The organism is Streptomyces sp. NPDC002619, assembly GCF_042889305.1.
Taxonomy (GTDB): domain Bacteria; phylum Actinomycetota; class Actinomycetes; order Streptomycetales; family Streptomycetaceae; genus Streptomyces.
This window is the reverse complement of the sequence record NZ_JBIAQV010000011.1, coordinates 24,156-49,652: the sequence shown is the minus strand read 5'-3', so window position 1 is coordinate 49,652 and position 25,497 is coordinate 24,156. Positions and strand designations below refer to the sequence as shown.

The 25,497-nt window shown below is 69.5% G+C and carries 26 protein-coding genes and 3 pseudogenes; 18 read left to right on the top strand and 11 right to left on the bottom strand.

Features of this window, described 5'->3' with window-relative positions:
• Nucleotides 1-3 precede the first annotated feature (3 nt).
• From ACFYXB_RS19495 to ACFYXB_RS19485, 3 genes are all read right to left on the bottom strand, one after another.
• Complete coding sequence (locus tag ACFYXB_RS19495; RefSeq protein WP_351346711.1) at nt 4-231, bottom strand: hypothetical protein; 228 nt, start codon at nt 229-231, stop codon at nt 4-6.
• Nucleotides 232-434: 203 nt separating this feature from the next.
• Nucleotides 435-968, bottom strand: a complete 534-nt coding sequence (locus ACFYXB_RS19490) for a toxin-antitoxin system, toxin component (protein ID WP_389583793.1) — start codon at nt 966-968, stop codon at nt 435-437.
• Nucleotides 969-1,000: 32 nt separating this feature from the next.
• On the bottom strand, nt 1,001-1,666 hold the full coding sequence (locus tag ACFYXB_RS19485) for a helix-turn-helix domain-containing protein (RefSeq protein ID WP_389583791.1): 666 nt from the start codon (nt 1,664-1,666) through the stop codon (nt 1,001-1,003).
• A 232-nt stretch (nt 1,667-1,898) separates the two neighbouring features.
• Between ACFYXB_RS19485 and ACFYXB_RS19480 the strand changes: the two genes are divergently transcribed.
• The gene (locus ACFYXB_RS19480; RefSeq protein ID WP_351346715.1) at nt 1,899-2,570 is read left to right on the top strand and encodes a hypothetical protein; all 672 of its coding nucleotides are present in this window, start codon (nt 1,899-1,901) and stop codon (nt 2,568-2,570) included.
• Nucleotides 2,571-2,643: 73 nt separating this feature from the next.
• Here the strand turns inward: ACFYXB_RS19480 and ACFYXB_RS19475 are convergent, their stop codons facing one another.
• Nucleotides 2,644-3,426 (bottom strand): cache domain-containing protein, encoded by a 783-nt coding sequence (locus ACFYXB_RS19475; protein WP_389583789.1) that lies wholly within the window; start codon nt 3,424-3,426, stop codon nt 2,644-2,646.
• A 37-nt stretch (nt 3,427-3,463) separates the two neighbouring features.
• Nucleotides 3,464-4,210 carry a FadR/GntR family transcriptional regulator gene (locus tag ACFYXB_RS19470; RefSeq protein ID WP_389583787.1) on the bottom strand — a complete coding sequence of 249 codons (747 nt, stop codon included), beginning with the start codon at nt 4,208-4,210 and terminating at the stop codon, nt 3,464-3,466.
• Between the two features lie 104 nt (nt 4,211-4,314).
• Here ACFYXB_RS19470 and ACFYXB_RS19465 point away from each other — a divergent pair, with 104 nt between their 5' ends.
• From ACFYXB_RS19465 to ACFYXB_RS19450, 4 genes are read left to right on the top strand one after another with little or no spacing between them, the layout of a single operon-like run.
• Entirely contained in the window at nt 4,315-5,355 is a 1,041-nt protein-coding gene (locus tag ACFYXB_RS19465) for an ABC transporter ATP-binding protein (protein ID WP_389583785.1), read from the top strand.
• A gap of 27 nt (nt 5,356-5,382) precedes the next feature.
• Complete coding sequence (locus tag ACFYXB_RS19460) at nt 5,383-6,582, top strand: ABC transporter substrate-binding protein (protein WP_389583782.1); 1,200 nt, start codon at nt 5,383-5,385, stop codon at nt 6,580-6,582.
• A gap of 3 nt (nt 6,583-6,585) precedes the next feature.
• Nucleotides 6,586-7,485 (top strand): ABC transporter permease, encoded by a 900-nt coding sequence (locus tag ACFYXB_RS19455; RefSeq protein ID WP_389583779.1) that lies wholly within the window; start codon nt 6,586-6,588, stop codon nt 7,483-7,485.
• Nucleotides 7,486-7,496: 11 nt separating this feature from the next.
• Nucleotides 7,497-8,312, top strand: a complete 816-nt coding sequence (locus ACFYXB_RS19450; RefSeq protein WP_389583776.1) for an ABC transporter permease — start codon at nt 7,497-7,499, stop codon at nt 8,310-8,312.
• Here the strand turns inward: ACFYXB_RS19450 and ACFYXB_RS19445 are convergent.
• Nucleotides 8,309-8,527, bottom strand: coding sequence for a hypothetical protein (locus ACFYXB_RS19445; RefSeq protein WP_389583774.1), 219 nt, complete (start codon nt 8,525-8,527; stop codon nt 8,309-8,311). The two genes, ACFYXB_RS19450 and ACFYXB_RS19445, sit on opposite strands and share 4 nt — an antisense overlap.
• A 71-nt stretch (nt 8,528-8,598) precedes the next feature.
• Between ACFYXB_RS19445 and ACFYXB_RS19440 the strand changes: the two genes are divergently transcribed.
• From ACFYXB_RS19440 to ACFYXB_RS19415, 6 genes and pseudogenes are all read left to right on the top strand, one after another.
• Nucleotides 8,599-9,135 carry a GNAT family N-acetyltransferase gene (locus ACFYXB_RS19440; RefSeq protein WP_389583772.1) on the top strand — a complete coding sequence of 179 codons (537 nt, stop codon included), beginning with the start codon at nt 8,599-8,601 and terminating at the stop codon, nt 9,133-9,135.
• 2 nt (nt 9,136-9,137) lie between these two features.
• Nucleotides 9,138-9,320: pseudogene (locus tag ACFYXB_RS19435) on the top strand (transposase); the annotation flags it as partial.
• A gap of 341 nt (nt 9,321-9,661) precedes the next feature.
• Entirely contained in the window at nt 9,662-9,859 is a 198-nt protein-coding gene (locus tag ACFYXB_RS19430; RefSeq protein ID WP_389583770.1) for a hypothetical protein, read from the top strand.
• A gap of 109 nt (nt 9,860-9,968) precedes the next feature.
• Nucleotides 9,969-11,087 carry an alpha/beta hydrolase gene (locus ACFYXB_RS19425; RefSeq protein WP_389583768.1) on the top strand — a complete coding sequence of 373 codons (1,119 nt, stop codon included), beginning with the start codon at nt 9,969-9,971 and terminating at the stop codon, nt 11,085-11,087.
• Between the two features lie 160 nt (nt 11,088-11,247).
• A complete protein-coding gene (locus ACFYXB_RS19420) occupies nt 11,248-11,709 on the top strand; it encodes a nuclear transport factor 2 family protein (RefSeq protein ID WP_351346734.1) in 462 nt (153 codons plus the stop codon).
• Nucleotides 11,710-11,759: 50 nt separating this feature from the next.
• Nucleotides 11,760-11,912: pseudogene (locus ACFYXB_RS19415) on the top strand (IS3 family transposase); the annotation flags it as partial.
• On the opposite strand, the gene ACFYXB_RS19410 reads toward ACFYXB_RS19415, so the two are convergent.
• The 5 genes from ACFYXB_RS19410 to ACFYXB_RS19390 all read right to left on the bottom strand — a co-directional run bounded on the left by ACFYXB_RS19410 (nt 11,905) and on the right by ACFYXB_RS19390 (nt 15,777).
• Complete coding sequence (locus tag ACFYXB_RS19410) at nt 11,905-12,909, bottom strand: aldo/keto reductase (protein ID WP_389583764.1); 1,005 nt, start codon at nt 12,907-12,909, stop codon at nt 11,905-11,907. The pseudogene ACFYXB_RS19415 and the gene ACFYXB_RS19410 sit on opposite strands and share 8 nt — an antisense overlap.
• Nucleotides 12,906-13,739, bottom strand: coding sequence for an amidohydrolase family protein (locus tag ACFYXB_RS19405; RefSeq protein WP_389583761.1), 834 nt, complete (start codon nt 13,737-13,739; stop codon nt 12,906-12,908). The genes ACFYXB_RS19410 and ACFYXB_RS19405 overlap by 4 nt, the downstream gene beginning before the upstream one ends.
• A gap of 122 nt (nt 13,740-13,861) precedes the next feature.
• Nucleotides 13,862-14,185, bottom strand: coding sequence for an L-rhamnose mutarotase (locus ACFYXB_RS19400; RefSeq protein WP_389583758.1), 324 nt, complete (start codon nt 14,183-14,185; stop codon nt 13,862-13,864).
• Nucleotides 14,186-14,189: 4 nt separating this feature from the next.
• Entirely contained in the window at nt 14,190-14,942 is a 753-nt protein-coding gene (locus tag ACFYXB_RS19395; protein ID WP_389583755.1) for an SDR family NAD(P)-dependent oxidoreductase, read from the bottom strand.
• 1 nt (nt 14,943) lies between these two features.
• Nucleotides 14,944-15,777, bottom strand: a complete 834-nt coding sequence (locus ACFYXB_RS19390) for a fumarylacetoacetate hydrolase family protein (RefSeq protein ID WP_389583752.1) — start codon at nt 15,775-15,777, stop codon at nt 14,944-14,946.
• Between the two features lie 375 nt (nt 15,778-16,152).
• On the opposite strand from ACFYXB_RS19390, the gene ACFYXB_RS19385 reads away from it, so the two are divergent.
• The 7 genes and pseudogenes from ACFYXB_RS19385 to ACFYXB_RS19355 all read left to right on the top strand — a co-directional run.
• Nucleotides 16,153-17,001, top strand: coding sequence for a FadR/GntR family transcriptional regulator (locus tag ACFYXB_RS19385; protein WP_389583750.1), 849 nt, complete (start codon nt 16,153-16,155; stop codon nt 16,999-17,001).
• A 30-nt stretch (nt 17,002-17,031) separates the two neighbouring features.
• Nucleotides 17,032-20,403, top strand: a complete 3,372-nt coding sequence (locus ACFYXB_RS19380) for a discoidin domain-containing protein (protein ID WP_389583748.1) — start codon at nt 17,032-17,034, stop codon at nt 20,401-20,403.
• A gap of 49 nt (nt 20,404-20,452) precedes the next feature.
• A complete protein-coding gene (locus ACFYXB_RS19375; RefSeq protein ID WP_351346749.1) occupies nt 20,453-21,550 on the top strand; it encodes an enolase C-terminal domain-like protein in 1,098 nt (365 codons plus the stop codon).
• Nucleotides 21,551-21,645: 95 nt separating this feature from the next.
• Nucleotides 21,646-23,031, top strand: a complete 1,386-nt coding sequence (locus ACFYXB_RS19370) for an ABC transporter substrate-binding protein (protein WP_389583744.1) — start codon at nt 21,646-21,648, stop codon at nt 23,029-23,031.
• Nucleotides 23,028-23,960, top strand: a complete 933-nt coding sequence (locus ACFYXB_RS19365; protein ID WP_351346753.1) for a sugar ABC transporter permease — start codon at nt 23,028-23,030, stop codon at nt 23,958-23,960. The genes ACFYXB_RS19370 and ACFYXB_RS19365 overlap by 4 nt, the downstream gene beginning before the upstream one ends.
• Nucleotides 23,957-24,871: a carbohydrate ABC transporter permease gene (locus tag ACFYXB_RS19360; RefSeq protein WP_351346755.1), complete on the top strand. Its 915-nt coding sequence runs from the start codon at nt 23,957-23,959 to the stop codon at nt 24,869-24,871. The genes ACFYXB_RS19365 and ACFYXB_RS19360 overlap by 4 nt, the downstream gene beginning before the upstream one ends.
• Nucleotides 24,868-25,485, top strand: a pseudogene (locus ACFYXB_RS19355) ((Fe-S)-binding protein); the annotation flags it as partial. The gene ACFYXB_RS19360 and the pseudogene ACFYXB_RS19355, both read left to right, overlap by 4 nt.
• Nucleotides 25,486-25,497: the final 12 nt, after the last annotated feature.

Genomic DNA, 25,497 nt, shown 5'->3' with positions numbered 1-25,497 from the left:
CGCTCAGGGCTCCGGGCACCAGGTCTGCAGCAGCCGGAAGAACGCCTCCTCGTTGCCCCGCACCCCCGCCCGGGTCAACGCCTCCTCCGCCTCGGCGAGCACGCCTGGCGGGACGACGACGGGCCGGCCGGCGTCCGATGGGCCGTCGAAGGCGGCGCGCACCGTATGCAGCAGCCGAAGATAGGCCTGGACGGCGGTGCGTTCACGGTCGGTCAGTACGGCAGTGGGCATCGGTCGGCTCTCCCCGGTCGGCGTCTCGCTCCCGCGCCCGTACGGCGCGTACGCCACCCCTCGTGGCGGCGCACTCCCAGCTTGCCGCCCACCACTGACAACGCCCTTCCTCCCCCGCTGCCGACATCGCCCGAGCAGGGGGCCCGGTACCCCGGTTCGCCCGGTTGGCGGAGGCGAAACCTCCCCGAAATCCGGCGGGGCCGTCAGGACCCCAGATAGCCCAGTGACGCCTCGATACGCCCCGCCAGATGGTCCCGCTGCACCGGGCCGCGCAGCGCCGAACCCGCCAGCCACGTACGGCACTTGCTGGCTAACAGCAGGCCGAACGTCTCGGCCTCGCGTTCCTCGTCGAGGTCGAAGTGGGTGCGCGCGGCGACCTTGAGGACCGCGGCCTGGAGGGCGGCCTGGTCCAGGTCGTCGCCGAGCAGCCGGGTGGCGACCGTGACCCCGTCGACGTGGTGGCCGCTGTGGTCGGCCTTCATGTGCCACAACTCATGGCCGAGGATCACCAACTGGTGGTCGGGTGCGGTGCGTTCCTCGATCACGATGAGGTCCCGGTCGGCCATGTCGAGCCACAGCCCGCTGGCGGTCGCGGGCGGGAAGGTGGCCGTACGGACGAGGACCGGCCGGCCGCGGCGCCGGCTCATCGCGTCGCACAGCGCCGTGTACAGGTCCTGCGGACGGGCCGGCGCGGGCAGCGTCAGCTCCCCGACCAGCTCGCCGCTCAGCCGTCGCATGTCCCTGCCGATGCCCACAGTCCTCCCCCGGCTCACGACTCGGGCCGCTTGACGCTCTCCAGAAGCATGTCCAGCCACTCCGCGACCTTGTCCCGGTGCTGGTCGGTGGGCAGCTGCGCGGCCCGCCAGGCGATGCCGCGGACGCCGTGGTCCTGCAGCAGTTGCTCAAGGGGATCCGCCGCCTCGGCGGCCGCCCCGTCCGCGGCCCGCTCCCGGTCGGCGAGCTTCTGCAGCAGTTCCTGCTCGGTGCGCTGCAGCGCGCCCGCGAGGGCCTCGGGGTCCTCCGCGGTGAGGAAACCCGCGTGCACGCGGAAGAACCGCTGCAAAGCGTCGCAGTGCTCCATGGTGGGCCGCCGGTCGCCGTTGATGAGCGCGCCGGCCTGCTGCCGGGACATGCCCGCGCCGTCGGCTATCTCCTGCTGGGTGTGCTTGCGCCCGTTCGGCTTGAGCCGGGTACGGCGCAGCAGGTCGAGGCGTTGCAGAAAGCGGGCCTGCACATCGGGCTCGCCCGCAGGCCGGCCGTTCAGCAGGGCCCTGACCACGGGCTCGGGGACGCCGCAGGCGACCGACAGGCGCGCGACGTCGAAGACCTCGGTGTGCGGCACCCCGAGCCGGTCCGCGAGCGCGGTGACGCGGGCGACGACGGCCGGCAGCCGGTCGGTCGCCGTGGCGCCCGGATCCTCGTAGCCATCCGTCACCGACAGAACTCCTACGTCTCTCATGGGTTTCAAGGGGTTCTCACTGGCGATTGCCGTGAACTTCCCGGAGAGTAGCGGGTGCCTCGAACTCACATCCAGGTCTCGCCACAACTGTGGCCAATTTCAGCCGTCAACGAGCATGAAATGCCACGATAGTTGACATGGCTCTTGCCGGGGCAGGAGGATCACATCGCCGCGTGAAGGCCGCATAGGCAAGAGGGGTGACCTCCCGATGGCACATCAGGCAGGTGGACCGTGGCCGGCGCCACGGCCCGTCCCCGAGGGGCTCGAGGCCCAGACGTACCTCCAGGACTATGCGACGCTTCTGGAAGCCGTCCCGTTCCCGTCGCTCGTCGTCGACCACCGCTGGGACGTGGTGCTCGCCAACAGCGCGTTCGAGACACTTTTCCGCGAAGTCGGCCCGCATCCCACGGCCATGCCCGGTGACAACTTCCTGCGGTTCGTCCTCTTCCACCCGGACGCCGGCACGGTCCTCGGGGAGCACGAGCCGGGCTGGTGCCTGCCGATGCTGGCCCAATTCAAGGCCGCCGTCGAGCGGTTCGGGCACGACCACGAACTGCAGGCCATCCGCAGGGAGATCGCCCAGGACCCGATCATGGAGGCCGCCTACCGGCAGGGCCTGCCGCACTGGATCCGTGCGGTCGGCGAGGGCGCCGTGGAGCACGACGGCGCGGTCCGCCGGCTGCTGCACCCCGACCCGCGCTGGGGCGCCACGGAGTGCCGGGTCGTCGGCGAGACCCCGAAGACCCTTCAGGACATGGGCTACACGCGGCTCACGCTGGTCCTGCGCGACTCCCGCCGCCCCGCGACCCCCGCACGCCGTCCGCGCCGCACCCCCGGCAACACCACCCATCTGACCATCGTCCCGACCGCGGAGGCCTGACCCGGCACCGCCGGCGTTCAGGTCGCCGACGGCGCCGGGTGGGCCCTCCGCGCACGGCGCCCGCCCGTACTCCTCACACCACGGGAACGACCAGGACCAGCGGCACACCCCGGCACGGCACCAGACGTACCCCTTCGAAGGTGTCCACCCGCCCATGCTCCAGTACGGCCGCGAAGTCCGGGCCCTTCGTGAGGGAGCCCGCCAGATGCGCCGGGTCCGCGGACGCCGCCACCCGTCCGCGGGCGTTCACCAGATGGGTGGGGCCGGGGAGTTCACGCAGCAGCGGGAGCGCCGCCGCCTCGAAGTGCCGCAGATACACGTCCGCCGCGGCCACCCCCGCGAACCGTCCCGCCACCCGCACCGGCGCGGACAGGGTGAGGCTGTACTCGTCGGAACACAGATAGTCGACGTACGGCCCGGCCACGGCCCGCCGCCCGGTGTCACGGGGCAGGGCGAACCAGTCCCAGTGCGTGTAGTCCGAGTACGCCGACTGGTCGGGGTCCAGGTCGGGCAGCAGCGGCCGTACGTCCCCCTCAGCGGTCGTCTGCCACCACTCCAGCCAACCCGGTACGTCCGCGAGCAGCCCCGGCGCGGCCACGAAGCCGACCCCGGAGACCAACTCGTCGCGCGCGAGCCGGGCGTGCAGTCCGGGGCGCAGCCCCGCGAGGTCGACCGTCGCCGGCCGGCGCCCCTCGGCGGCCACCCGCGCGAGCAGCGCGGCCGTATCGGCGCGGGTCTGCGCGACGGCGTCGAACACCGCCTCCAGCCAGCGCCCGATCTGCGCCGCGACACGTTCCTCCGCGGTGGCGTCCAGCGTCGTGGTCACCGCGCCGACTGGGCCGGGGCTCCTGCTCATGGCGCACTCCAGCGGACGGGGACCGGACGGCCGCGGCCTACAGGGTCAGGCGCAGCGCGATGAGCCGCGCCGTCGGCTCCCGGACGCACCGTTCGGCCAGCGTGCGGGCCGATTCGTGGGCCCCATCCTGCACGGCCGAGATTACGGACCGGTGACGGTCTGCCACTTCTTCACGATATTCGTCGTCCCCCAGCAACAGACACAGCAGCGCCCCGACCTCCGTCTGCAGCGCGACCTGCTCCCGGGTGAGCCGGGCCGACTGCGCCGCCGCCGCGAGCTCCACATGGAAGCGGCCGTACATCCGGCTTCGTGCCGCGGCGTCCGCCGCCCGATCCAACTCCTCGACCGTACGCCGCAGTTGGACGAGGTCTTCCGGTTCCGTGCGCTGCGCCGCGAGCAGCGCCGCCGCACCCGACAACGCGGCCCAGTGGTCGCCCAGGTCGCGCAGTTCCTCCGTGCTCCAGCCGCGCAGCCGGGCTCTCAGCCGCTCCTCGCCGGGGACCTCGGGCAGCGCGACGAAGCTGCCGCCGCCACGGCCCCGGCGGGTGGTGACCAAACCCTGTTGCCGCAGCGCCATGAGCGCCTCTCGCAGCGTTACCGTGGACACGCCAAGCTGCCCGGCCAGCTCGCTCTCCCCGGGCAGCTGTTCCCCGTCGGCCAGCAGCCCGAGCTCTATGGCGTCACCGAGCCGGCGCACGACCGCCTCGACCCGCGCCCGGTTGTCGACAGGGGCGAAGACGGCCCTGCGCGCTCCGCCGAAAGTCGGTTGCTTCACGGCCACCACCTTGCATTTTGACTCAAGCTTTACCACGAGGGGCCCTTGAGCTTTGAACTATGACTTCATATCTTTCCGTGCAACGTTCGAGAACGCCAGAAAGGTTCCCGTCGATGGAGGGAATTGCGATCCGGCTGGAGGGTCTGCGGAAGTCGTTCGGGGACACCTCCGCCGTGGCCGGTGTCGACCTGGAGATCCGGGACGGCGAGTTCTTCTCGATGCTCGGCCCCTCCGGCTCCGGCAAGACGACCGTCCTGCGGCTGATCGCGGGCTTCGAGACCCCTACCGAGGGCCGGATCGAGCTCGCCCGACAGGAGGTCACCGGCCTCGCCCCGTTCGAGCGGGACGTGCACACCGTCTTCCAGGACTACGCCCTCTTCCCGCACATGACGGTCGAGCAGAACGTCGCCTACAGCCTCAAGGTCCGCAAGGTGCCCAAGGCGGAACGCCTCGTCCGCGCCCGAAAGGCCCTCACCGAGGTGCGCCTGGAGGGCTACGGCAAGCGGCGTCCCGCCCAGCTCTCCGGCGGCCAGCGTCAGCGCGTCGCCCTCGCGCGTGCCCTCGTCGGCCGCCCCCGCGTGCTGCTCCTCGACGAGCCGCTCGGCGCCCTCGACCTCAAGCTGCGCGAGCAGATGCAGGTCGAACTCAAGGCGCTCCAGCGGGAGGTGGGTATCACCTTCGTGTTCGTCACCCACGACCAGGAGGAGGCCCTGACGATGAGCGACCGCATCGCTGTCTTCCACCAGGGCCGCATCGAACAGGTCGGCACCCCTGCCGAGATCTACGAACGCCCCTCCACCTCCTTCGTCGCGTCCTTCGTCGGCACCTCGAACCTGCTTACCGGCGAGTCCGCACAGCGCGTCGTCGGCACCCTGGGCACCTACAGCGTCCGCCCCGAGAAGATCCGTGTCCTCAAGGAGTCCGCCACCGCGGACGAACCCGAGCACACCACCGCCACCGGCACCGTCGCCGAGGTCGTCTACCTGGGCGACGCGACCCGTTTCCTGGTCGACCTCGACGCCGGCGGCCGCCTCACCGCGCTCCAGCAGAACCTGGAGACCTCCGCCGAGGACGTCGCCGCCTACCGCGGCTCCCGGGTGCGTCTCCAGTGGCACCACCGCCACACGGTCCAGGTCCCCGACGCCGCCCGCTGAACACCGCTCGCCCTAGGGAGAAACCTCGTGCGCTTCACCCGAACCCTCCAGGGAGCAGCCGCCGCCGCGCTGCTTCTCGCCGCCACCGCCTGCGGGTCCTCCGACTCGGGCGGCGGCTCCGCAGCGACTGGACTCAACCCGCCGAACCTCAAAGCCCCCACGAAACTCGGCAAGACGGAGGGCGCGGTCAACCTGATCGCCTGGGCCGGCTATGTCGAGGACGGCTCGAACGACCCCAAGGTCGACTGGGTCAGCGACTTCGAGAAGCAGAGCGGCTGCCAGGTCAACTCCAAGGTCGCGGCCAGCTCCGACGAGATGGTCAAGCTGATGAAGACGGGGGAGTATGACGCGGTGTCCGCCTCCGGCGACGCCTCCCTGCGCCTCATCGCCTCCGGCGACGCGGCCCCCGTCAACACCGACCTCGTACCGAACTACAAGGACGTCTTCCCCGACCTGAAGCTCCAGGCCTGGAACTCCGTCAAGGGCAAGGCGTACGGCATCCCGCACGGCCGCGGCGCCAACCTGCTGATGTACAACACCGAGAAAGTCACGCCCGCCCCGACGTCCTGGGCCGCGGTCTTCGACGACGCCTCGAAGTACAAAGGCCATGTGACGGCGTACGACTCGCCGATCTACATCGCCGACGCCGCGCTGTATCTCAAGGCCACCAAGCCCGAGTTGGGCATCAAGGACCCCTACGCGCTCGACCAGAAGCAGTTCGACGCCGCCGTGGCGCTGCTGAAGAAGCAGAACGCGGACGTCGGCGAGTACTGGAGCGACTACCTCAAGGAGATCTCCGCCTTCAAGAGCGGCGACTCCGTGGTCGGCACCACCTGGCAGGTCATCGCCAACCTCGCCGCCGACGAGGGCGCCAAGGTCAAGGCCTTCGTCCCGAAGGAGGGTTCGACCGGCTGGTCCGACACCTGGATGGTCGCCGCCAGGGCCAAGCACCCCAACTGCGCCTACAAGTGGCTCGACTGGATCGTCTCGCCGAAGGTCAACGCCCAGGTCGCCGAGTACTTTGGCGAGGCCCCCGCCAACGCCAAGGCCTGCGCCGAGACCAGCGACAAGGGCTTCTGCACCACCTACCACGCGGGCGACACCGCCTACTGGAAGAACATCGCCTTCTGGAACACGCCCATCGAGCAGTGCCTCGACGGCCGCACCGACGTCAAGTGCGTGCCGTACGCCAAGTGGGTCCAGGCCTGGACCGAGATCAAGGGCTGACCGATGACCGTCGTCGCGCAGACCGCCGGACGGAGCCCTGAGGGCGCCGTCCGGCGGCTCGCCGGGTTCCTGCACCGCCGGCCCCGGCTCCGGCTCGCCCTGCTGCTCGCCGCCCCGCTGCTGTGGCTGGCCGTGCTCTACCTCGGCTCGCTGACCGTGCTGTTCATCTCCGCGTTCTGGACGACGAACTCCTTCACCTCCGAGGTGGTGAAGGTCTGGTCGACCGACAACTTCCAGGCGCTGTTCACGACTCCGGTCTACCGGCAGGTGATCCTGCGCAGCGTCGGCGTCGCCCTCGCGGTCACCGCGCTGTGCGCCGTCATCGCCTTCCCGGTCGCGTTCTACACAGCGCGGGTCGCCCGGCCCCGGTGGCGCCCTCTGCTCGTCGTCGCCATCCTCACGCCGCTGTGGGCCAGTTACCTGGTCAAGGTGTACGCCTGGCGGCTGATCCTGTCCCAGGGCGGGCTCGCCGACTGGATGCTGGAGCCGTTCGGGCTGAGCGGACCGGGGTTCGGACTCCCGGCCGCCGTCCTCACCCTGACGTATCTCTGGCTGCCGTACATGATCCTGCCGGTGCACACCGCGCTGGAGCAGTTGCCCGCCAACCTGCTGGACGCGTCAGCCGACTTGGGTGCCCGGCCCGGACGTACCTTCCGGTCCGTCGTGCTGCCGATGGTGCTGCCGTCCCTCGCCGCCGGATCGATCTTCACCTTCTCGCTGAGCCTCGGCGACTACATCACCGTGCAGATCGTCGGCGGCAAGACCCAGCTCATCGGCAACCTCGTCTACTCCAACATCGAACTCAACCTGCCCATGGCCGCCGCGCTCGGCACGGTCCCGGTCGTCGTGATCGTGCTGTACCTGCTGGCGATGCGCCGCACGGGCGCACTGAGCAGCCTCTAGAGGAGCCGGCCGTGCAACTCTCCCGTTCCGCGCGCATCGCGCTGCGCATCGCCGCCGGGTTCGGCTTCGCGGTGATCTATGTGCCGCTGCTGCTGGTCCTCGTCAACTCCCTGAACCCCGACCGCAGCGCGAGCTGGCCACCGCCCGGCCTCACCCTGCACTGGTGGTCGGTGGCCTGGGGCAACTCCGGTGCGCGCAGCGCCCTTTGGGTATCGGTCAAGGCGGGCCTCGGCGCGACCGCCATCGCGCTGCTGCTGGGCTCGCTCATCGCGTTCGCGGTCGCCCGGCACCGGTTCTTCGGACGGGACGCCATCTCCTTCGTGGTCGTCCTGCCGATCGCACTGCCCGGCATCGTCACCGGCATCGCCCTCAACTCCGCGTTCGGTACGGTCCTCGAACCGCTCGGCGTGGGGCTCGGCCTGTTCACCGTGATCGTCGGACATGCCACCTTCTGCATCGTGATCGTCTTCAACAACGTCGTCGCCCGGCTGCGCCGCACCTCCGGCTCGTACGAGGAGGCCGCGATGGACCTCGGCGCCAACACCTTCCGCGCCTTCGCCGACGTCACCTTCCCGCTGGTGCGCTCGGCACTGCTCGCGGGCGGACTGCTCGCCTTCGCGCTGTCCTTCGACGAGATCGTGGTGACGACGTTCACGGCAGGACCCGGCATCGAGACCCTTCCCATCTGGATCTTCAACAACATGACCAGGCCGCAGCAGGCACCGGTGGTGAACGTGGTCGCGGCGGTGCTCGTGCTGCTGTCCGTGATCCCGATCTACCTCGCCCAGCGGCTGTCGGCGGACACGGCGGCGGAAAGCCGGATCTAGCGGAGATCTCTTGCGCCGGTGCTGAGCTCGCCGATGGCCGACGGGTGGGCGTGAGCGGCCGCGAGGAGTGCCGCGGCACCGCGCACCGCGGCGGTGTGGGGCGCGGGGACCGCCCGCACGCGGACGCTCAGCCGGTCGGCGAGGCCAACATCGCCGCCGCCCTGCGGCACAACGCCCGCGACCGGAACGTCCGCTCGCCCTCCTTGGGCTCGCATGACCGCCACCCGCGTGGAACCGCCGGGGCAATGCGGTTGATCAGCTGCTTCCCCTCGTATAGCAATGCTCTGTGATACATGGCGAAAAGATCGGGCTGCGTGCCCGGCACGAGAGCGACGTCCCAGTTCTCCAGTCCGAGCTGTACAACGATGTGGCTACACGGTCACGCGCCGACTCCCGCCCGTGGCGGCCCATCCCGCCAGGCTCGGGGCAGTCGCCCTACGCAGTGGCTGAGCCGTCGGACGAGGCAGCCTGCTTCTCCGTAGTGGAGCTGGAGGCGCAGGAGCTGGTCGGCGAGGCCCTGCTTTGGGGCATCGACACGCACAGCAGGATGGCTCACATCGGGATCTCCCTGCGACCCGCATTCCGCGGCCGCGGGCTCGGCGTCGATGTCCTGCAGACGCTGTGCGAATACGGATTCGCCGTACGTGGACTGCAGCGCCTGCAGATTGAGACCCTCACGGACAACACCCCGATGATCGCAGCGGCAACCAGGGCGGGGTTCACGCGAGAGGGAACGCTACGGCACTCCGCCTGGGTGTACGGCGCATACGCAGACGAGGCCATCCTTGGCCTCCTCGCGAACGAATGGACGTCCCGGGCATGAAATTGGACACCACCCAGCACGACCTGCTCGCCTTCACCGCCTTCCCGCACGAGATCTGGCGGCAGATCTGGTCCGACAACCCGCAAGAACGGCTCAACAAGGAGATCCGGCGTCGCACCGACGTGGTCGGCATCTTCCCCGACCGCACCGCCGTGATCCAGCTGGTCGGCGCGGTGCTGACCGAGTAGAACGACGAATGGACCGAGGCCCGCCGCTACATGGGCCGTGAACTCCTGGCCAAGGCCCGCCTGCACCCGATCGAGTCAGAAACCGACGAGCCCGTCCTGCCCACCGAACTCACCGCATAGCCTCAAAACGAGATCACCGAGTGGCCGTCGATACACCACCTCGGCGGACGTGACCGGATGCGGCCGGCCAGCAGGAGGGCCAGAGGGCTGGCGGGCCGCAGGGAGCAGCTGGCTCCGACTGGGGCGAGGTACGGAGAAATAGCGAGCTTTGAGCTTTCGGGGGTGAGTAATTCGGAGGCGCTGGACGCCGGCCGGCGCCGAGCCACACCGTGGGCTGCATGAGCGACGCACCAGCAGTGGACTACAGTCCTGACCCCCTCGGTACTCGATTTCCGCCGTATCGGCTCTGCGGCACGTGGCCGACGGCTCTGCGCCTGCACCCGGGCCACAACGAGCAGCTCCAGATCCGCATCACGCTCGTCGACTGCGGCCACACCGTCGGTGTGCCGTGGCCGGCAGCCCTTGCGTTGGTCTGAGGGTCACCACTCCGGCGGCCTACTCCGGCGAGCACCGCCCCGGCGTCACTGAGAGGCTGTCACCAAGGGGCGTTCTCGTCCGAAAGCGAGCAGACTGATGAATCGCGCTGTGTCGCGTCACCGGTTCCACGGCTGGGCCGCGCTGATAGCCGCCGCTGCCGCCCTGTCTGCCTGTGCCGCCCTGGGCACCGTCCCGCAGTCCGATGCCGGTGGCGTCCGCGCCGTCACGGAGGCGGCGAGCGCACCGTGCGGAAAGCCCCCTGTGTCCCTGGAGAAGACCGACCAGGACTTCCTGGACCAGCTGGCCGCCGCGGACGGACCGCCCATCTACACCCTGAGCTACACGGCGGCCCGCCAGGTCCTCGACAAACTGCAGGCAGGACCCGTCGCCAAACTTCCGGCCGACGTCAGTGACCGGACGGTTCCCGGCGGCCCCACCGGACCGGTGTCCATCCATGTGGTCCGACCGGCAGGAGTGAGCGGACCACTCCCCGGTATCGTCTACATCCACGGCGGTGGCTGGGTACTCGGAAACGAGCGGACCCACGACCGCCTGGTCCGCCAGATCGCCAACGGGGCACGCGCGACGGTCGTCTTCGTCAACTACACGCCGTCACCCGAGGCCCAGTACCCCGTCCCGATCGAGCAGGCGTACACCGTGGCCAAGTGGCTGGCCACCAACGGGCGTTCGATCGATGTCGACCCGTCCCGGCTGGCGATCGCCGGCGATTCGGTGGGCGGCGACATGACGGCCGCGGTCACCCTGCTGGCCAAGGAACGCGGCACACCGCATTTCAAGCAGCAGATACTGCTTTACCCGGTCACGGACGCCAACTTCAACACCGCGTCCTACAACCGGTTCGCCGAGGGCTGCTGGCTCACCCGGCCCGCCATGAAGTGGTTCTGGGACGCCTACGCCCCCAACCACGCCGACCGCCTGAAGCCCACCGCCGCACCGCTGCGCGCGAGCCTCGACCAACTGCGCGGCCTGCCCCCGGCGCTGGTGATCACCGACTCGGACGTGCTGTACGACGAGGGCACCGCGTACGCCGCCAAACTGCGCGCGGCAGGTGTTGCGGTCACCACGTCGCACTTCGGCAGCATCACCCACGACTTCATGATGCTCAACGCCCTGGCCGACACCCAAGCCGACAAGGAAGCCGTCGCCCAGACCACCGCGGCTCTGCGCGAGGCGCTGTACAGCACGCGCGGAGGACCGGGAAAGTAGCTCCGGCGCGAGAACTCCCCGTCACCACAAGGCATTCGGACTCCCACCTCGGGTAGCCACCACGGCGCGGGGGTCGACGGCCAGTACCGCCGCCGGCCCCCGCACCCCAGTCAGCTACGCCAGTCCCGCCCGGGTCGGGCACGGCCCACAGGAGAAGACGATGAATCCTCCGATCCCTCCCTTCACCCGGGAGACCGCCATCGAGAAGGTCCGACTCGCCGAGGACGGCTGGAACTCCAGGGACCCCGAGAGGGTGTCCCTGGCGTACACCCCCGACTCCCGCTGGCGGAACCGATCGGAGTTCATCACCGGCCGCACCGAGATCATCGCCTTCCTCACCCGCAAGTGGCAGCGTGAACTGGACTACCGTCTGATCAAGGAACTGTGGTCCTTCGACGGGAACCGCATCGCCGTACGCTTCGCCTACGAGTCGCACGACGACTCCGGCAACTGGTTCCGCTCCTACGGCAATGAGAACTGGGAGTTCGACGATCAGGGACTGATGCAGGTGCGGCATGCGAGCATCAACGACCTGCCCATCAAGGTCTCGGAACGCAGGTACCACTGGCCGCTGGGGCGCCGCCCCGACGACCACCCGTCGCTCAGCGACCTGGGCTTCTGAGGTCGGGCCGCCCGGACGGCGTCGGATCGGGGTCTCAGGCACTCCCCGGCGGGCCGGTGCCGGCGGCCGATGCCAGGCTCGCCGCCCGGATACGCAAGGTTCACCAGGACGCGGACGGCACCTACGGCGTCCCCAGGATCACCGCCGAACTGCGTGAGATGGGCGAGTTGGTCAACCACAAGAGGGTCACCCGCCCTACCCGCCGCCGCCACCGATACCACCGGGCCCGTCCTCGGCCGCTTCCGCGGCCGCGTCGAGCTCCGCCCACGCCGCGTCGCTCAGGTCGGTGCCGGCCCATGCGACGGCGGAGGTGACCTCATCGGAGGAACGGAAGCCCGCGACCACGCAGGCCACGACGGGGTCGCGGAGCGGGAAGCGAACGGCGGCATGGGGGAGGACGGTTCCGTGCCGGGCGCAGACGTCGGCAAGGCGCCGGGCACGACGCAACACCGCGTCGGGGACAGGGCCGTAGTCGAAGGTGGCGTTGTCCGGAGGGCAGGGCCGGCTGAGGAGGCCCGAGTTGAACGGGGCCGCGGCGACCACCGAGACACCTCGTTTCGTGCACGCCTCCAGCAACGGGCGTGCGGTGCGGTCGATGAGCGTCCACCGGCCGGCCATCATCACGGTGTCCACGTCCGCTTCGGCGACGACCCGCAGTAGTGGGGCGACGGCGTTCATGCCGACGCCGACGGCTCCGATGACGCCTTGGTCGCGGAGGGCCACCAGCGCGGGCAGTGCCTGGACTATGGCCGCGTCGAGGTGATCGTCGGGGTCGTGGACGTAGACGACGTCCACACGGTCCAGACCCAGTCGGGTCAGGCTGCCCTCCAGGCTCCGCAGGACGCCGTCGCGCGAGTAGTCAGGACGGCGGATCAGCGTGTCCGGTACGGCGAAGCCGCCTGCGGCCAGGTCGGATCCGGTCGGGGCGGGGTGTGGTTCCAACAGGCGGCCGACCTTGGTGGAGATGGTGAACTCCGCTCGTGGCCGGTGGGCGAGGGCTGTGCCGAGCCGGCGTTCGGACAGCCCCAGGCCGTAGTGCGGGGCGGTGTCGTAGTAGCGCACACCGAGGTCCCAGGCGGTCTCGACCGCGGCCCGCGCCTGGTCGTCGTCGAGCGGGGCGTAGAGATTGCCGATGGGGGCGGCGCCGAACCCCAGTGCACTGACCCGGACGCTCGTACGGCCGAGCCGGCGGGCCGTCACGCGGCGATCCCGTACCAGCGGGCGGCCGTCGTGCCGAAGACCGCCTCGCGCTCGACGGGGTTCAGGTGGTCGGTGAGCGTCTCGGCGACGGCCAGGACTTCGTCGTATCCCGCGGCGAGCAGGCAGACCGGCCAGTCCGAGCCGTACATGAGGCGGCCCGGGCCCATTGTCGCGAGCAGTACGTCCGCGAAGGGACGCAGAGCGCGGGCCGGGTCGGCTGCGGTCCGGGTGACCAGGCCGGACAGTTTCACTGCGACATTGGGGCAGTCGGACAAATCGGTCAGCAGCGAGGTCCACGGCGTCAGACCGTCGGTGCCGACGACCGGATTGCCGGCGTGATCCAGGACGAAGCGAACGTCGGGCAGTTCGCGTACGGTCCGGACGGCGGCGGGCAGCTGGTCGGGACGGACGAGCAGGTCGTAGACGAGGCCCGCGGCTCCGACCGCCTCCATGCCGCGGCGGACCTCGGGACGCGCCGGCCAGTTGGGGTCGGCCTCGTCCTGGATGCCGTGCCGGATGCCGACGAGCGCCGATCCCCCAGGCAGCTCGCGCAGTCGCGCGAGGCGGTCGGCGATGCCGGGGTCGGTCAGGCTCGTCCAGCCGACGACCGCTCGCACGTGCGGGTCTCCAGAGGCCACGGCGAGCAGTTCGGGGGTCTCCTCCGCAACGGCGATGGTCTGTACGAGGACGGTGGCGTCGATCGCGTTCCGGTCGAGTGCCGGCCGCAGTTCGGCGGTGGTGAAGTTGCGGCGCAGGGTGGGCAGGTCGCGGGTCCACGGCTGGTCCCGCACTGCGAGGTCCCACAGATGGTGATGAGCGTCGATGCGCACCGTTCGGTCCTTTGGGTCGGTGGACGGATGTCGGGAGGGCTCCTGCCCCCACCGTCAGCGTGGGAGCGGGGCCGGACCACCGCGGGGGCGGCGTGGGCTCGGACCGGGGCGGGCACGTGCCGTCAGTCGAGGTGGAAGACCTCCTCGGCGGGAGCCCACCACTGCCCGTCGGCCACGTTGTCCAGCGGCTGCTGGCACGGATCGGTCAACGCCCACCACTCGCGAGAGACCGGGTCGGCGGCGATCGCCGCGGTGTCGGCGGCGTAGTCGGTCCCCGTGTACTCGAGGTAGCTGAAGAGCAGGCCGTCCCGGAGGAAGATGGAGTAGTTGCCGATGCTGGCCCGCTTGAGGGCCGCGAGCACGGCCGGCCACGCGGCGGCGTGCAGTTCGCGGTACTCCCGCTCCTTCTCGGGCCGCAGACGGATCACGGCGGCGAATCGCTGCATCCGCTCAGCCCTCCTTCCGCAGTCGCAGTCCGTCCATGCCGCCGTCCACGGCCAGGGAGGTGCCCGTCGTGGAGGCGGCGGCCGGGGAGGCCAGATAGGCGACGGCGGCGGCGACCTCGTCGGCGCTGACCAGACGGCCGTGTGGTTGCCGGGCCGCCAGCGCCGCGTGTTCGGCCGCCGGGTCGTCCGCCCGGTCCAGCAGCCGGCTGACCCAGGGAGTGTCGGCGGTGCCGGGGTTGACGGCGTTGACCCGGATGCCGGCCGGCAGCAGGTCGGCGGCCATCGCCCGGGTCAGCGACAGCACGGCGCCCTTGCTGGCCGAGTACAGCGCCCGCTGCGGCAGGCCGGCCGTCGCCGCGATCGAGCTGATGTTGACGACCGCCGCGTGGGCGGAGGCACGCAGCGCGGGCAGCGCGGCGCGCGTGACCCGCACCAGCCCGAGGACGTTGATGTCCAGGACGCGGTGCCACTCGTCGTCGGGGTTGTCCTCGATGCCGCCCTGCGCGCCGATCCCGGCGTTGTTGACCAGCACGTCCAGGCCGCCGAGGGCCGAGACGGCCGCTCCGACGCCGTCCCTGACCGAGGTGTCGTCGCCGATGTCGGCCCGAACGTGAGCGGTGTAGCCCTCGGGCGCGGCCTCGGCCAGATCGAGCACCGCCACCCGGGCCCCCTCGGCGGCGAGCAACCGGGCGGTGGCCAGGCCGATGCCGGAGGCACCGCCGGTGACGAGGGCGCTGAGTCCGTCGAAAGCACCCATGTCAGGCCTGCCCGAATGTCTGCTGCTGGCGGCCGAGGCCGTCGATCTCCAAGTCCACGACGTCGCCCGCTCGCAGGTAGGGCAGGCCGGGCCGGCCCAGGGCGACGCCCGCGGGGGTACCGGTGTTGATGACGTCACCGGGACGAAGCACCATGAAGTGGCTCAGATACCGGATCAGGTGGTGCACACCGAAGATCATGTCGGAGGTGTTGCCGTCCTGGCGCGGCTCGCCGTTGACCGACAGCCGCAGGCCGAGCGCCTGTGGGTCGGGCACCTCGTCCGCGGTGAGCAGCCAGGGGCCCAGCGGATTGAACGTCTCGCAGTTCTTGCCCTTGTCCCACTGGCCGCCGCGTTCGAGTTGGAACTCGCGCTCGGAGACGTCATTGCTGATCGCGTAACCGGCCACGCATGCGGCAGCAGCGGCCTCGTCGGGCAGGTAGCGGGCCTCGCGGCCGATGACGACGGCGAGTTCGACCTCGTAGTCGGTCTTCAGGGAGCGGCGGGGGATCAGGACACCGTCGTCGGGGCCGACCACGGTGTCCGGCGTCTTGAGGAAGACGATGGGCTCCTCCGGGACGGCGGCGCCGGTCTCCGCGGCGTGCTGCCGGTAGTTCAGCCCGATGCAGACGATCTTCCCGATCCCGGTCAGCGGCGGTCCGAACCGGCCGGGCGACTCGACCACCGGCAGCGCGTCGAGGTCGACGCCGTCCAGGACCGTGGGAAGGGTGTGGGGCGTCAGGTCGGCGACGACGGGGCGCAGGTCGTGCCACGGTCCGTCGGCCTCGGCTATCAGGGGGCGTTCGGCTCCTGCTGTGCCGTGCCGGGCCAGTCTCATAGGGGTCTCTCCCACGGGTGCGCGTTCGGAAATCCCGCCGCATGGGGCGCCGCCGGGCCGTACGGCCCCGCGCTCCGATCGCGGCTCGAGCCGGATGCGGGTCCTGGTGGCAGCCGCGCCGAGCGCCCGTCCCGGGGCCGGCGTGATCTCCATCGCGAAGGATCTGCTTCATCCGACAGACAGGACCATAAAGATCTGATCCTTCCTGCGCAATAGTTCCGAGTGTGATTCCCGATTTGTCATGGTAGACGGGCATTTCGCAGAGGAGACGAACAAAAAACTCCTCAGACTCTTTCCAGTCCGTAACGTCGATGCCATAGTTACCCCCGCCGATGAACCTGATTAATGTGAAACAGGCAAGAGGAGGGTTACCCCGTGGCAGCCGCAACACAGGTCCCTGGTGAAGGGGATGACGACGCGTCGTCTCGCTACAGGCCGGGCTATGAGCTGGTCGCCGAGCAGCTGCTGAACTACATCGACGAGCAGAACCTGCGGGCCGGCGACCGGCTGCCCACGGAGCAGGGCCTGGCTGAGATCCTGGGCGCCTCCCGCAATGTCACCCGCGAGGCGGTGAAGGTCCTGGCCGCCATCGGCCGGCTGAGTGTGCGGCGTGGCGCGGGCATCTTCGTCGCCGAGTCCACCGGCGGGCTGGTGGACGACCAGCTCTCGCACTTCCGGCCGACGAGCATGGAGCACGTCCTGATGCTGCTTGACTACCGGACGGTGATCGAGTCGGAGACGGCGCACCGTGCGGCCTCCCTCGCCACGCCGATCGAGGTCCGGACCATCCGGGAGTGCGCCGAGTCGTCACTGGAGGCGGCCCGGGCGGCAGACGGGTACGCCTTCGCCAGGGCCGACGAGGCGTTCCACGACGCGGTGGGCGCCGCCGCACACAATGTCTTTCTGAGAGCGAGCGTCGCCAACGTGCGGCGTTTCGCGTCACAGTCCGACGTGCTGCTCTTTCACGGTGACGCTCCCGGGTCGCTGGAAGTAGCCGCAGGACAGCACCTCGCCATAGCTGAGGCGGTCGCCGCGGGGGAGGCCGATCTCGCCACGCAGCTGATGGTGGAGCACATCGCCACCACTCAGAGCCAGTTCGAACGCAAGATCCGTGATCGGCTGTTCAATCTTGACGGCCGCGGCGCCTCCGGGGCGCCGGCGCAGCCGCCGAGGAGCGCCGGTGCCGCGGACGAGCCATCGTCCCCGGAGACATCCGCCTCGTAGACGGCACCGCGCCGGTGCCACGGCTCGCGGATGGAGCCGCCCAACGCCGAAGGATCCGCAGGACGAGCGGTTTCCCGGACGTCACCTCATTCAGGCGATTGGATTCCTGTGTCTGTACCGTCTGTTTCAACACGCATATGTGTGCCGCTCCGAAGAGTGTTCGTGAGTGCACTGGCCCTCGCAGCAACAACGGCGCCCCTGGCCGCCGTGCCGGCCCAGGCGTCCCCCTCGAACGCGTCGGGACTGGACGTCTACGTCTCGCCCACCGGCCGCGACGCCGGCTCCGGTACCGCCACGCATCCGTTCAAGACGCTGGAACACGCACGGGACTACGTGCGTGACGTCAAGGAGAAGGTCTCCGGCGATGTCCGCGTGCGGCTGATGTCGGGTACCTACCGGCTGAGCCGGACCTTCACCCTCACCGCCCAGGATTCGGGCAGTGCCGGGCACCGGGTCATCTACGTGGCCGCGCCCGGCGCGCACCCGGTGATCAGTGGCGGCACGCAGGTCACCGGCTGGACCCCGGCCGACTCGTCGGGGAAGGTCTACAAGGCCAAGGTCGGCGACCTCGACACCCGTCAGCTCTACGTGAACGGCGAGTTGGAGACCCGGGCGCGGGGCGGGAAGAACCCGGCCGGCTTCAGCAAGACGTCCACCGGCTACACCTTCACCGACAGCAGCCTCAGCAGCTACAAGCGTCCCTCGGACCTGGAGGTCGTCAGCAGTTGGGGCTGGAAGCTCATGCGCTGCCCCGTACAGTCGATCTCCGGCAACACGATGACGATGCAGCAGCCCTGCTGGCACAACGCCAACCTTCAGCAGGGTCAGGAGATCACCAATCCGACCTGGCTGGAGAACGCCCGCGAGCTGCTGGACACTCCCGGCGAGTGGTACCTGGACAAGGGCGCGGGCGAGATCTACTACATGCCCAAGGACGGTCAGGATCTGTCCACCGCGACCGTCACGGTGCCGCGCGTGCAGGACCTGGTCGACCTGAACGGCACCAGGGCCGACCCGGTGACCGACGTGTCCTTCGAGGGCATCACCTTCTCGTACTCCACCTGGCTCGCCCCCAGCTCGTCCGACGGCCTCATCGAGGGTCAGGCGGGCTTCCGGATGGTCGGTGACAACAACCCCGACTTCGACTCGACCCGTCTGAAGTGGCAGAAGACGCCAGGCGCGGTCAACGTGAGCTACGGCCACGGCGTCGGTTTCCAGGACAACACCTTCACCCACCTCGGCGCGGTCGGTCTCAACCTGAACACCGGCACCCAGGGCACCGACATCACGGGCAACGTCTTCCGCCAGATCGCCGCCACCGGCATCCAGATCGGCGGCACCGACGTGATCGACGCCCACCCCGACGACCCGCGTGACATCACCAAGGACACCACGGTCGACAACAACGTGGTCACCAAGGTCGCCGACCAGTACAACGGCTCGCTGGGCATCCTGGCCGGCTACACCGACCACACGGTGATCACCCACAACAAGGTCTACGACCTGCCCTACAGCGGCATCTCCGTCGGCTGGGGCTGGGGTCTGACCGACAAGGGCGGCGACACCAACTACCCCGGCAACTCCGGCGTACCGGTCTGGAACACCGACACCACCAGCCGGGACAACAAGGTCACCGACAACGACATCTCCGACATCATGAAGTCGCAGGCCGACGGCGGGGCCATCTACACCCTCAGCACCAACCCCGGCGGCGTCGTCTCCGGCAACTACATCCATGGCGTTCCGGCGCCCGCCTACGGTGCCATCTACCACGACGAGGGCAGCCGCTACTGGCAGAACACGGGCAACGCGCTCTGCGACGTGTCGTACCAGTGGCTGTTGATGAACCACGGCATGGACATCACGGCCACCGGCAACTTCACCACGCAGCCCAAGTTCAGCACCCAGGCCAACAGCACGGGCGACACCGTGACCGGCAACATCACCGTCGGCTCCTGCGACCAGCTCCCGGCCTCGATCGTGAACAACGCCGGTCTCCAGCCGCGCTACCGTCACCTCGACCCGGGCCCGGACGTCACCGACCACCAGGCGCCCACCGCGCCCGGCACCCCGGCCACGGTCACCGACTTCCCGACCATTGCGGACCTCAACTGGTCGGCGTCCACTGACGACACGGGCGTCACCGGCTACTCCGTCTACCGCGACGGCACGCTCGTCAGCGCCTCCGGAAAGACCTCGGTGCGCCTGTCCGGCCTGACCGGCGGCAAGACGTACAGCTTCCAGATCACCGCCCGTGACGCGGCCGGCAACGAGTCCCAGCCGAGCCAGGCACTGCAGGTCACCATGCCCTCCGGCTCCGACCTGGCGCTGAAGAAGCCGGTCACCTACTCCTCGTACTCCGAGGACAACACCCCCGAGAAGGCGGTGGACGGCGACCTGTCCACCCGCTGGGCCCAGGGCCTCGGTCTGCCCGACCCGTCCTGGATCCAGGTTGACCTCGGTGCCCAGTACGACGTGAACGGCGCGATCACCACCTTCGAGAAGAGCAGCGGTTACAAGTACCGCATCGAGGTGTCCCCGGACGAGGTCCACTGGCAGACGCTGGCGGACCACACCTCCGCGAACACCACGGAGATGACCGACTACTCCCACATCGCCGATCCGGTCGCCGGCCGCTTCGTGCGGCTGACGGTCACCGGATCCAGCGGCAACGGCGGCAGCATCTACGACTTCCAGGTCTACGGCACCCCCAGGGCGCCCAGCTCGGACCAGACGCCTCCCGCGGCCCCCGGGCAGCCCACCGTCAAGCCGCTGCTGCCCAGCCTGGCGGATGTCAGCTGGCCGACCGCGACCGATGACACCGGCGTGACCACCTACGCCGTCTACCAGGACGGCAAGCGGATCGGTGTCACCGACGCCACGACCCTGCGAGTCTCCGGCCTCACGCCGGAGAAGCAGTACTCCTTCACCGTCGTCGCCCGCGACGCCGCGCTGAACAGCTCCGACCCCAGCCAGGCGGCCGTCATCACCATGCCGGCCGACCACGACCTGGCGCAGAACAAGGCGGTCACCGCTTCCTCGTACTCGGAGGACAACACCCCTCAGAAGGCGGTGGACGGCGACCTGTCCACCCGCTGGGCCCAGGGCCTGGGGCTGCCCGACCCGTCGTGGATCCAGGTGGACCTGGGCCAGGTCACCAACGTCTCCAGTGTGGTGACCACCTTCGAGAAGCCCAGCGGTTACAAGTACCTGCTCGAGTACTCCGCCGACGGCGTCACGTGGTCCACGTTCGAGGACCACACCTCCGAGAACACCGCCTCGGCGACCAACTACTCGTTCGCCGACGCGCCCGTCACCGCCCGCTACCTGCGACTGACCGTCACTGGATCCAGCTGGAACGGCGGCAGCATCTACGAGCTCCAGGCATACGGCGACTTCTGACCCGTACGCGCCCCTGGAGCCGGCTCGCTCACAGAGAAATGACATCAGGATGAAGATCACCCATGTCGAAGTACACCGGATCGAAGTTCCGGCGGCCAGCCCGCCCTTCCGCTGGAGGGACGGACTGAGCGGAAGCGCTCCGGTGGGCGACGGCGCGGTGCTGCGCATCGGCACCGACGAGGGAGCCGAGGGGGTGGCGCTGTTCGCCCGGCCCGGAGCCTTCGCCACCCTGCGGGACCTGGTGGAGCGGGTCTTCCGCGAGGAACTGGTCGGAGCCGATCCGTTCCAGCGGGAATGGCTGTGGCACCGGGTGTGGGAGCTGGACCGTATCCACGAACTCCCGCTCCCGGCCCTGGGCCTGATCGACACCGCCCTGTGGGACCTGGCCGGCCGGTACCACGGTCAGCCGGTCTGGCGCCTGCTGGGCGGTTTCCGGGAGGCGATCCCCGCCTACGCCTCCACCTCGACGTTCTCCAGCATCGCGGAGTTCCTCGACGTGGCGGACCAGTGCCTGGAACTGGGCTACCGCGGTATCAAGCTGCACGCCTGGGGCGACGCCCGGCGTGACGCCGAGCTGTGCCTGGCGTTGCGCGACCACGTCGGTCCGTCGATCCCCCTCATGTACGACGGGTCGGCCGGCTTCGACCTGCCCGACGCGATCCGCCTGGGCCGGGCGCTCTCGGAGGCCGACTACCTCTGGTACGAGGAGCCGATGCGCGAGTTCAGCATCTCCGCGTACCAGAGGCTGGCAGCGGCCGTGGACATACCGCTGCTGGTGGCCGAGACCTCCGACGGAGCGCACATGAACTCCGCGGACTTCATCCGGGCCGGTGCCGCCACCTTCGGGGTGCGGGCCGGCACCACCCTCCGGGGTGGCATCACCGGTGCCATGCGCACCGCACACCTCGCCGACGCCTACCGGCTGCGGGCCGAGGTACACGGTTCGGACATCCCGAACCACCACCTGTGCATGGCCATCTCCAACACCACCTACTACGAGTCCCTGGTGACCGCGGCGAAGGTCGTCCGCGAGCGCCATGTGGACGACCAGGGCCTGGTGCACGCCCCCACGGGGCCTGGCATAGCCCTCCCGCTCGACTTCGGCTACGGCAAGGAACTCCTGCCGTTCGTCGAGCAGCCGCGCTGACCGGGTGGTGGCCGTCCGCCCGGACCGCCACCGCAGCCGGCGCCCCCCATTAAGCGCGTTACCTGTCCCACGCAAGAAACAAGAAAGGCAAGACGATGAGGTCTTCCGGATCTCCCAGAGTCGGCCGACGCCGCACAGTGCTGCGCACTGCGGGGGCCGCGCTCTCCCTGGCCATGGCGGCTGTGCTGGCCGGGTGTGCCAGCGCCAACACCTCCACCGATGCCTCCTCCTCGGGGTCGGCGTTCAAGCCGGTCACGCAGAAGGACGGCTCGCAGATCACGGTGTGGGCCGACTCGACCCGCCTGCCGTCGGTGCAGGCGTACCAGAAGTCGCACCCGGACGTGAAGATGAAGATCGTCACGTACGACGGCGGTGCCGACGGCTCCACGTATCTCCAGACGAAGGTGCAGCTCTTCGACCGGACCGGCAGCGGCTGGCCGGACGTGGTGTTCGGTTCACCCACCGACGTGACCTGGGCGTCGGAGCCCACCAAGCCCGGCGCACAGCCGTTCGCCGCGCCCCTGGACGACAAGCTCGTACCGCAGAGCACGCTGGACGGCTTCGCCAAGGGCTCCCTCGCGCCCTGCCAGTTCAACGGCCACACCTACTGCCTGCGCAACGACATCGCTCAGGTCGTGCTCTGGTACAACAAGAGCCTCATGGACAAGTGGGGCTACAAGGTTCCCACGACGTGGGAGGACTACGAGGCCCTGGGCAAGCAGGTCGCCAAGGACCACCCCGGCTACCTCGTCGGCTCCGTCGGCGACACCAACTCCCACGAGTCGTACTTCTGGTCCGGCCAGTGCCCGGCGTTCAGCCTGACGAAGCCGGACACCCTGCGCAGCGCCCTGCAGGACCCGAACTGCACCCGGATGGCGAAGCTGCTGGACGGGCTGATCTCCACCAAGGCCGTCACCACCAAGGGCTTCTTCAGCCAGGGCTTCGCCAAGGAGAGCGGCAGCAAGGTCCTGATGGCGTACGGCCCGTCCTGGTACGGCCAGTACCTCTTCAAGGCCGCCTTCAACGCCCCGGCCAAGCAGATCGCCGCGGCGTCCCCGCTGACCTGGAAGGGTGAGACCACGGCCGCCACCGGAAACGTCGGCGGCGGCGTGTGGATGGTGTCCTCGCACAGCGCCAACCTCAAGGCGTCCACGGACCTGGCCACCTGGCTGACCACCTCCGACGAGAACCAGACGTCCGCGCCGACCTACCCGGCCTACACCAAGGCCGCCAAGGCCTGGCTGGCCAACCCCGCAAACAGCGACTACTTCGCCAACGACGTGAGCAAGCCCTTCCAGGAGGCCGCCAACGAGGTGTGGACCGGCTGGTCGAACACCAAGTTCCCGGACGCCACCGCCTGGTCCAGCGTCGTGCTGCCGGCCCTGACCGCCGGCAAGACCCTGACCTCGACCCTGCCGGCGTGGCAGCAGGAGATCAGCAACGAGGCGAAGGCCCACGGATACCAGGTGGTCAACCAATGACCTTGCTGGAGACCGAGCGCGTCGCCGTCTCCCCCCTCCGCCGCGGCATCACGCCGCGGCGGAGGGGCCGCGGTCTCGCGGGCTACTTCTTCGTCGCCGGCTACGCGGTGCTGCTGCTCGCGTTCGGCGTCTTCCCCACCGGCTACTCGTTCTACCTGGCGCTCACCAACGACCAGGGCCAGTTCACCGGACTCAACCAGTTCCTGAAGGTCGCCCAGGACTACCGCTTCGTGCCGGCCTTCACGAACATGCTGATCTACCTGGTCATGTGGTTGGTCACACTCGTCGTCCTGGTGGTCCTGGTCGCGGTGGTCCTGCGCAGCCGAGTGCGGCCGGGCACCTCGGCGCTCTTCCGCTTCCTGTACTACATTCCCGGCGCCCTCGCCGGGGTCGCCAGCGTCCTGGTATGGCTGTTCATGCTGGACCCGGACGTCAGCCCGGTGTCCTGGATGCTCAAGAGCATGGGACTGCAGACCTTCGCGGCCGTGCTCTCGCCCGGCAACCTGCCGCTGATCCTCATGCTGATCGCCTTCTGGACCGGCGCCGGCGGCTGGATGGTCGTGATGTACGGGGCGCTGAACAACATCCCCGACGAGGTGCTGGAAGCCGCCCGGATGGACGGCGCGGGGCCCTGGCGCACCGCCTGGTACATCCAGATCCCGATGATCCGGCAGTGGATCGTCTACATGGCGATCATGGCGTTCGCCACCGGCACCCAGCTGTTCGTCGAGCCCCAGTTGCTCCAGACCGCCAGCCTCGGCCGGGTGAGCCCCACGTGGTCACCCAACCAGCTCGCCTACGTCTACGCCTTCCAGCAGGGCGACTTCAACGGCGCCGCCGCCATCTCCGTCTTCCTGCTGGCGCTGGGACTCCTGGCGGCCGGACTGCTGGTGGCCCGATCGAACCTGTTCAAGTTGGACGAGAAATGACACAGACCACTCTCCCCTCGGCAGCGGCAGGCCGGCGCTTCGCCCCTTCCCGGGCCGCCTCCTTCCTGGTAGTGGGCCTCCTGCTGGCCCTGTTGCTGGTGTTCTTCGTGTTGCCGGTGATCTGGCTGCTGCTCGCCCCGTCGAAGACCGCCGGCCAAGTGGTGCAGGACAACCCGTTCTCCTTCGGCTCGTTCCGGCAGATCGGCGCCGCCTGGCGGCACCTGTTCGCCTTCCAGGACGGCGCCATGGTCACCTGGCTGCGCAACTCGGCCATCTACTCCGGTGGTTCGCTCATCCTGACGCTGGCCGTCAGCGTGCCCGCCGGGTACGCGCTGGCCCTGACGAAGTTCCGCGGACGCAAGACGCTCCTCATGATCACCTTGGTCACGATGATCATGCCGCAGGCCACCCTGGTGCTGCCGGTCTTCCTGGAACTCAACCGCTTCCACCTCATCGGCACCATCTGGTCGGTGATCCTGCCCTTCTCCTTCTACCCGTTCGGCGTGTACCTCGTGTACATCTACTTCGGGAGCAGCCTGCCCAAGGACCTGCTGTCGGCCGCGCGGATCGACGGCTGTACGGAATGGCAGCTCTTCTCGCGCATCGCGCTGCCGCTGGCGAAGCCGGTGGTCGGGCTGGTCGCCTTCTTCAGCTTCGTGGGCAACTGGAACAACTTCTTCCTGCCGTACCTCGTCCTGCCGAACAGCGAGCAATTCCCCGTCCAGGTGGGCCTGAACCAGCTGCTGACCTCCACGCCGTCCTTCAACCCCGTTGCCGGTGCCGGTCTGAACATCACCATCCCGGAACTGGCCCTGGCGATCATCGTCGCCATCCTGCCCGTTCTGGTGCTCTTCCTGTTCTCGCAGCGCACACTGGTGTCCGGGATGCTCGCCGGAGCGACCAAGGAATGAGTTCCCTCCGCGTCGCCCTCTTCCCCACCTGCGTCAACGACGCCGTCCACCCCGCCACGGCGATCGCCACGGTCACCGTCCTCGAACGGCTCGGCGTCGAGGTGGACTTCCCCTTCGAGTAGACGTGCTGCGGCCAGCCGCAGTACAACACCGGCTACCGCCGGGAGACCGAGCCGCTGCTGCGCCGCATGGCGAAGGCGTGCCATGGATACGACCACGTGGTGGCCCCGTCCGGCTCCTGCGTGGCCATGATCCGCGACAACTATCCCCGGCTCGGCGCCCGCGCCGCCGCCGAGGGGCGGGGCGACGACCTCGCCGAACAGGCTCGCTCCCTGGCCGGCCGCGTCCACGAGTTCACCGAGTTCCTGGTCGACGTACTGGGCGTCACCGACGTCGGCGCGTACTTCCCCCACACCGTCACCTACCACCCGTCCTGTCTCGGACTGCGGGTGCTGGAACTCGGCGACCGTCCCCGGCGGCTGCTGGAGGCGGTCGAGGGCCTGGAACTGGTCGAACTCCCCGGCGCGGACGAGTGCTGTGGGTTCGGGGGCACCTTCGCGGTGAAGAACCCCGATGTCTCGGCGGCCATGGGCGCCGACAAGATCCGCAACGCCTAGGCCACCGGC